Below are 7,186 nucleotides of genomic sequence, written 5' to 3' on the forward strand. Positions count from 1 at the left end.
AGAAAGCACTGTACGCTCACACCTCAAAGCAGTTTACGCCAAACTTGGCGTGCGCTCTCAGCCCGAGTTACTCAGTACAGTCATGACGTCGCTAGCTAGAGCCAAAATGACATGAGCAATACGCTAGCGAACCACATCCATAGCTAGTCACAAAGCAGAACGCGACTCAAATCGCTCAACCATGGGCTGCAGATAATCCAACATGAAGTCACGAAAAATTCGTATTCTCGCAGTCGTTCGCAAGTCGAGATTGGTCAATAACCAAAAGCCTGTCGGCTCCATCACCCCCTGCGCGGGAATTTGAATTAGATCTGGGTCGCTATTACCCAGTGAGCAAGGCAACTCGCCAAAGCCACTGCCCTGCCGCACCAAATCGTAAATTACATTCAAGGAGTTCGAGCGATAGCGAATCGGCATATCTGGGTAGCTTTGCCGCAGCCACTCCGGTGTGATCTTACCGTCTAACATCCAAGAAATAGCGCCCACGTCACTTTTACCCGTCAAGTAGTCTTGCCACACCTCATTAGTGGCAAATACACCATAGGTGAAATTAGCTATTTTCTTGCCAACCACATTTGGGGGCGGGTTATTCGTTGTACGAAAGGCGATATCAGCCGCATGTACTGACAAGTCTAGGGCTTCCTCCGAGGCCATTAGCTCAACATTAATACTTGGGTATTGCTCACTAAAGGCCTTTAAGCCCGGCAACAAAATACGCTGAATACATACGTCCAGCGCGGTGACGCGCAAGGTGCCACTCAGGTCTTGGCGGTCGGCGTGAACACTTCGCTCAATGGCGCTGGCCGCTTCCTGCATCTGCTCTAAATTAGGCAAAATCGACTCGCCAACCGGCGTCACCGACCAACCCGAGGTAGAGCGATCAAACAAGGACGCCTGCAAGGTTTTTTCCAGAGCGCTAATACGCCGCGACACCGTTGTGTGGTTAACCCCTAATTTTTTAGCCGCCGCAGTAACCGACCCCTCTTGTATTACTGCCAAGCAGTAATGCACATCACTCCAATCTAAGCCCTGCATATATGCACCATGAATGTGTATTTTTGGTTATTTACCGCCACATACGCACAACCTACACTGACTTCGTTACCGGTACAAAGGTTTTTGTTACGAAACGACAAAGCCGGACTACCAAAAACCTCACTGAGAAACTGACAACAAACAAAGGAATGCCTCATGAAAGCGATCCAACACATCATACTGACCTTCGGACTTGTTATTGGCGCACTGAACAGTGCACACGCCGCTGAAGCCACTAAAACCTTAGTCAATGCCTGCAAAATTGGCACAATGGACAAATACGGGCAAAGCGATGAAAACGCGCGGGCACGCTTCAAGGGCATTAGCGGTCCGTCAACATCGCGCAAGGTACAGCTGCTGGTAATGCCCCAAGACGAAACCCCCTACCGCGCAGAATGCTTTATCAATGCCAAAACCCAAGAAATACTGACTATTGAAAAAGTAAGCTAGGCCGCCCAGCCTCACACTGGCGAGTATGCTTCTGGTACTCGCCTTTTTTACTAGCAGTGCCGCAAGCATTCGCACCGCCAACGCTGGGAAATTATTTCAGGAATTGGTGAAACTTGATAAGACGATTTTTAATCGGACCTGTAACTGCGTAATTTACACCCGCGCATTAATTTCGACTCCGTCCTCTCGGCTCATCACTCTCGTGAAGAACGATATCAGAGTGCAGAAACTCCGCCGCCTCGGCCGAGTCCGCTACCTTGATCGCGCTGCGTTTTAACATCTCGGCTTCAAACTCGCTTAACACAGCATCACGCAGACCCGCTTGCCGCCATTGCTCCGCCGACCAACAGCCTTTTGCAATCGCCCTCGCCAGCGCCAGTGCATCCAGCACTGCCTGATTCGCGCCTTGGCCTTTAAAGGGGCTCATCGGATGAGCGGCATCGCCAATCAAGGTTACGTTGGACCCTCTTGCCAACAGCTCTGCGGTAAGTAATTCTCGGTCGTAGACCGGATAACCTGACACCTGCGCCACTTGAGTCGCGGCTAGAATCTGCGGAATGGGATCGTGCCACGGCGTTCGTCGGCAGGCTTCTTCTTTCAGCGCTTTTGGCCCTTGAGCGCTTAGCGCTTTAGCCTCGCCCTCAGGCATCGGGAAGCTGAGCTGCCACATCACTGAGTCAGCCGCATAGGGCATGATATAGATTCTTTCATTGCCGTTGGCGGTTTGAAATACGGTTGCGGAGTCCAATAAATCACTGCTGATACTATTAAGCTCCGCCAAAGGACAGATGCCCAAAATCACAATACAACCGAGGTAACGTAAGGGCGTGGTATCCTCACCAATAAGGATCCGCCGCACTGAGCTGCGAATACCATCAGCGCCCACCACAAGATCCGCTCGGGCGCGCTTTATCTCACCCTCTACTTGAAATTCTAGGTCAACACCGCCATCTTCACACTCGCCAAAATCAACTAACTGATGCCCCCAATGCACTGCGTCATTGCCACCAAGTTGTTCAAGCAGCGCCAAACGCAATGACTGTCGCGCAATATGCACATTGCTGCGCTTAGGCGCTTTTTTGGTGCCGGAGTGCGCCCACTTGCGCATTCCCCACTCACCAACCACTTTTCCGGCAGTGGTATGGACCACATGTCTTGTTGAAATCACACCTTCTTGTAAACCGAAAATCCCCAGGCCCTCGATGGCCTTACTCGCCTGCTGCAAGGTCAACCCATAGCCCTGTGACCTAACATCAAAACCACTGTCGCGCTCGTAAAGAGTAAAAGGAATTCCGCGGTGCAAACACGCCACCGCCAAAGCAACCCCGCCAATCCCCCCACCAATAATCGCGAGATGAGGGTAGTTTTCGTTTTCTGTAAGGCAAACGTCAATCGCAGGAATCAAACCGGAGCCGACACAATGTAAACATGATTCAAGATGGCCTTGCGGGCGCACCGGGGCAGGCCCCTCGCCCTTCATTTTTTCAAAGTCACTCAACTGCCGCTGATACAATAGCCGCACTTTCTTGCGAAGCCTTCGGCTTCTGTTGCCCCGCCCTTGGCATTGGGGGCAAATAATCCAATTACTCTCTTTAGCCTTCACTTTTCCACTTCTACTTTAGACATGCTAAATTTTACTTAAGGTCGACACGTGGAATAGTAGCTCATACGAGGAATGGAAACCTAGCAGCAAAGTGTGAGGCGCTGCCAGCATTACTTGCTTTGCTGTCATATGGTTCCTCCACCAGCCTTTTGGATATCCACCAGTTATTACCAGTTGGATCGACAACACCCGCCTGCCTATCCAAGTAAGGCATGTCAGCTGGTTCGAAGATACTCTTTGCGCCAGCGGAAAGCGCTCGCTTATAGGTATCATCGACATCTTCAACATAAATATAATACGCGCCCGGCATAGACTTCATAGCACTGCCGTCAGTTTCGCTAATCATGAAGTTTGACGTCCCGATTCGAATTCTAATATTGGCTATTCTGCCATCGGGAAAAACCGTTCGGCCCATTTCTTCCGCACCGAAAACATCAGCGAGAAAGACACATAAGCTATTCGCGCCATTGACCAGCATATACGGGAAGATTGTTCCGTAACCATCAGGCAAGTACATTTTTTCTCCCTTAGACTCTATCCAACGTTACCGCGCCCAGTGGAGGCTACGCCCCTAATTCTTGGCGGTGATATCTGCCAAGCTGCCTTGTTAGGAGTTTCTAGCAGCAGCATGGTCAACTTGAACACCCCGTGCTCCCGTCTCAAGTTGCTGACGCATATCTGCTGGAATTTCCATTTTAATATGCTGTGTTGCGCTTACCATTACATAAATTATTTCCGCAGAAGAAATCTTTATCGATTTTTCATAATTATAGAAATCGATTTGTAATGCGTATGAGGTAGTACCAACTCTAATTGCCTTAACTGTTATTGCAATCACCTCATCAAAATGTGCCGGCGCAACCCAATCGACAGTTAGTTTAACGACTTGACTATCTATACCTCTTGATAACAGTTCATTATAGTCACCCCAAATAGCCCTCGTAAACTCAGTTACGGCCACATCGATATATTCAACATACTTGCCGTTGAACACGACCTTTTGCGCGTCACATTCAGCGTATCTAACCCGAAGTAGATAACAAAATTCATCATTCATAATCGATATCCAAAAATTATTACAGACGTATTTATCAGAAAAAATTATTCAATTAATTAAACTGAGCAAACTACCTTTCTTTTTACTACTCCACTGCTGAGTTGAAAAATACTGATAACGCGACTCGCCAGTGCGTAGACAAGCTAATAAGCGAAAACTATTATGGCCGATCTTCCAACGATAGAACTCAGATCTTACAAATCACCTGATCCAACTCATGGGTAATAATCGTTATTATCCCCCAGCTCAAATCTGATTTTTTGAAAATCGTGTATGTCGCGGCTATTTCCTCTAGCACTGCATGATCAGATGTAAACCTTTTGAAACTAGCACTGACGATGGCTGTATTCTCAGACAATCGATGGATATGTAACTCCTGAATTTTGCTATACGAAAACCCTTTCGCCTCCAGACCAGAAAGTATACTACTAAGCGCCAACGCCAAGTCATCAGTGCAGCCAAACTGCAAGTTCACTCCACCCGAAAGCATAGTGACAGGGCAGTGAAAATACTTTGGCATTTCACTGCTACCCCCTGGGCGAAAAGTATCACAATATTCATGAATAAATTTACTGATTTCGGAATTACTCATAGCAAACATTCTCAATTATTTTTTAGCACCACAACAGAAAACCTCACCAAAAGTTATGAGCATCGGCGAGCATATTTTAGCAGCGGCCCTTGGCTAGAATTAGCCCCGCAGCTTTACCCTGTGCCGAAAGTAAAAAAATCCAATAAAAATAAACGCCAAAAACCCGAATAAATAAGGCCAATTACGCATCAGAATTAACTTTGCAGAATAGAGCGTAACCTGTTTTATGTAATCATACCCAGCAGGCATATCCAGCACGCCATGCGCTTGCGCATACTCTTGGTAGTCAATGATCATGCGCCGATATAGGTCAGGTTTTTCTAGGCGCAAATCCCGAAACTCACTAGGATCGAGCGCAATATTGTATAGATGCCATTCACCATCCCCTAAAGGAGGAAGATTCTTGAGCAATTTGTAATCGCCCTTATACAGCGCAGCATTGCCGGCGAGTTCGTAACCAATTGCCTTATCCTCGGCGTGAGTGCGGCGCGCCTGGCCGCGCAATACTGGTAAAAGGCTACTTCCAGTAATCGGCAGAATTGATTTTCCTCGGAAATTTCCGCCATGATCTGGTGTGCCGGTCAGCTCCAGAATGGTTGGCACAATATCTTTAATATGAGCAAAGCTATGCTCAACTTTACCCGGCTGAACGAGTCCGGGACCAGACACAATCAAGGGCACGCGCACGCCTCCTTCGCCGGCAAAAAACTTATAGTATGTTCCCGGACTCGCCGCGGCGTTGGCCCAACTTGGCCCTATCGAGGCGTAAGAACCTTTCGCGCCAAGATCATCGATGTTGGTAGAGTAGTTAAACTTTACCCACGCCGCCACCGGGATAACTTGCAAGGGATCCGATGGCTCTGGGCCATTATCAGAAAGAAACACAAAGACCGTATTATTATATTCACCGATCTCCTTCAAGTGAGAAATCAAGCGGCCGATGTGAAAATCCATAGCGTCTAGCATCCCAGCATACACCGCCATCCGCCTTGCATAATAGGCCTGATCATCGGTGGACAAGGCATCCCAATCGAGGGTTGTAGACATCCCTGCCAGCTGAGTATCAGCCGGTATTAGACCAAAATTTATCGCCCGCTTAAGACGAGCCTTTCGAATGCCCGACCAGCCTGACATGTATTTTTGATGATATTTTTCAACAAATATTTTTGGGGCTTGCAGTGGTATATGAACGGCTTGAAAACCTATATAGGTGAAAAATGGTTTGCCATCACTCCTGTTTTCATCAATAAACTCAATGGCCTTATCGACAAAATATTGAGATGAATAAAAATCATCTGGTAATTGGTGCTCTTTTCCATCTGCATACCAGTGAGCTTTGTCATAGGTAGGCAAATAACTGCGTTGCTCCCAGTTGTCGGCGCCGGTATCACCCAAAGCAATGGTTCTTTCGAAACCACGATTAAAGGGCCGCTTTTCTGGCGTGTGGCCAAGATGCCATTTGCCGACATGATAGGTGTGATAACCATTATCCTTGAGCATTTCCGCAATGGTTACAACTTGGTCATTCAAAACACCGTCATAACCGGGCTTTCCTTTGTGTTCAAATGGCATGGTTATATCCATGTTGCCGAGACCATTGAGATGATTATCGACACCCGTCATCAGCATGGAGCGAGTAGGTGAACAAGAGGCCGTAACATGAAAACTGGAAAAGCGAACGCCATCCGATGCCAGAGCATCAAGATTTGGCGTGCTGATTTCACCACCATATGAAGCAATATCACTATAACCAACATCGTCGCCGACAATCAAAATTACATTGGGCCGCTCAGCTGATGCGAAAAAAGGCACAGCTAGCAGTATTAATGCTGCCGACAATCTTTTCATTTTTATTACTCCAGTTAAGAATAATGAAAATCAACGGGAAATTAATAAAACTTTAACCGTGTAGAAACTATTTTGACTTGCGGTATTTGCCCACCCGCACCAAATAGCATAGATTTATATTTGCATGTATCAGCCCGTCAAACACAAGTCTATATAGGATCTCAGCCGCGACCTGACCTGCGACATAAACTCTCGGGTCGCGCCGTAGCTACGGCCCAACAATTGCGCTACCGAGCGCAAATCCAGTTCGTCATCAATTACCCACGCGAGCGCCTGCGCCCCTTCGGGGTAGTCTCTGGTAAATACTGACATCTGCCCGGCAATACAGGCTTTTAAGCGCGCCTCGTCATAGCTGCCAAAATCAGAATCCCAACTATCGTCATAGACATCATTGCTCTCTTTAAGCGCCTGCCGGTAACGGTCGACGAGTTTTGAGCGCACCACCGCCCACAACCAACCGCGCCCCTGACCGCTTGCTTTAAAGCTATCGCAGCGCGCGATGAACGCAAGGAAAATATCATGCATTAAATCCTCCGACTCCGACTCAGGCACACCTCGGATCTGCAGAAAGCGCTTAAATTTCTCGGCAAACACGGTGTAG

8 protein-coding genes are annotated in these 7,186 nt (G+C 47.9%); 1 reads left to right on the plus strand and 7 read right to left on the minus strand.

Annotated elements, in window-relative coordinates:
* Nucleotides 1–147: 147 nt before the first annotated feature.
* Nucleotides 148–1,035: a LysR family transcriptional regulator gene (locus tag ABYT30_RS13230; RefSeq protein WP_373084081.1), complete on the minus strand. Its 888-nt coding sequence runs from the start codon at nt 1,033–1,035 to the stop codon at nt 148–150.
* A gap of 156 nt (nt 1,036–1,191) precedes the next feature.
* On the opposite strand from ABYT30_RS13230, the gene ABYT30_RS13235 reads away from it, so the two are divergent.
* Complete coding sequence (locus ABYT30_RS13235) at nt 1,192–1,485, plus strand: hypothetical protein (protein WP_373084079.1); 294 nt, start codon at nt 1,192–1,194, stop codon at nt 1,483–1,485.
* Nucleotides 1,486–1,651: 166 nt separating this feature from the next.
* On the opposite strand, the gene ABYT30_RS13240 is transcribed toward ABYT30_RS13235, so the two are convergent.
* The 6 genes from ABYT30_RS13240 to ABYT30_RS13265 form a co-directional block, all read right to left on the minus strand.
* A complete protein-coding gene (locus ABYT30_RS13240) occupies nt 1,652–3,007 on the minus strand; it encodes an FAD-dependent oxidoreductase (RefSeq protein ID WP_373096915.1) in 1,356 nt (451 codons plus the stop codon).
* A gap of 142 nt (nt 3,008–3,149) precedes the next feature.
* Nucleotides 3,150–3,605 carry a VOC family protein gene (locus ABYT30_RS13245; RefSeq protein ID WP_373096917.1) on the minus strand — a complete coding sequence of 152 codons (456 nt, stop codon included), beginning with the start codon at nt 3,603–3,605 and terminating at the stop codon, nt 3,150–3,152.
* A gap of 90 nt (nt 3,606–3,695) precedes the next feature.
* On the minus strand, nt 3,696–4,145 hold the full coding sequence (locus tag ABYT30_RS13250; RefSeq protein ID WP_373083664.1) for an acyl-CoA thioesterase: 450 nt from the start codon (nt 4,143–4,145) through the stop codon (nt 3,696–3,698).
* Between the two features lie 187 nt (nt 4,146–4,332).
* On the minus strand, nt 4,333–4,737 hold the full coding sequence (locus ABYT30_RS13255) for a hypothetical protein (protein WP_373096919.1): 405 nt from the start codon (nt 4,735–4,737) through the stop codon (nt 4,333–4,335).
* Nucleotides 4,738–4,836: 99 nt separating this feature from the next.
* Nucleotides 4,837–6,585 (minus strand): arylsulfatase, encoded by a 1,749-nt coding sequence (locus ABYT30_RS13260; protein WP_373096921.1) that lies wholly within the window; start codon nt 6,583–6,585, stop codon nt 4,837–4,839.
* A gap of 129 nt (nt 6,586–6,714) precedes the next feature.
* A partial coding sequence (locus ABYT30_RS13265) for an RNA polymerase sigma factor (RefSeq protein ID WP_373096923.1) occupies nt 6,715–7,186 on the minus strand: 472 nt, incomplete at its 5' end.

This window comes from Zhongshania sp. (genome assembly GCF_041623545.1).
GTDB lineage: Bacteria > Pseudomonadota > Gammaproteobacteria > Pseudomonadales > Spongiibacteraceae > Spongiibacter.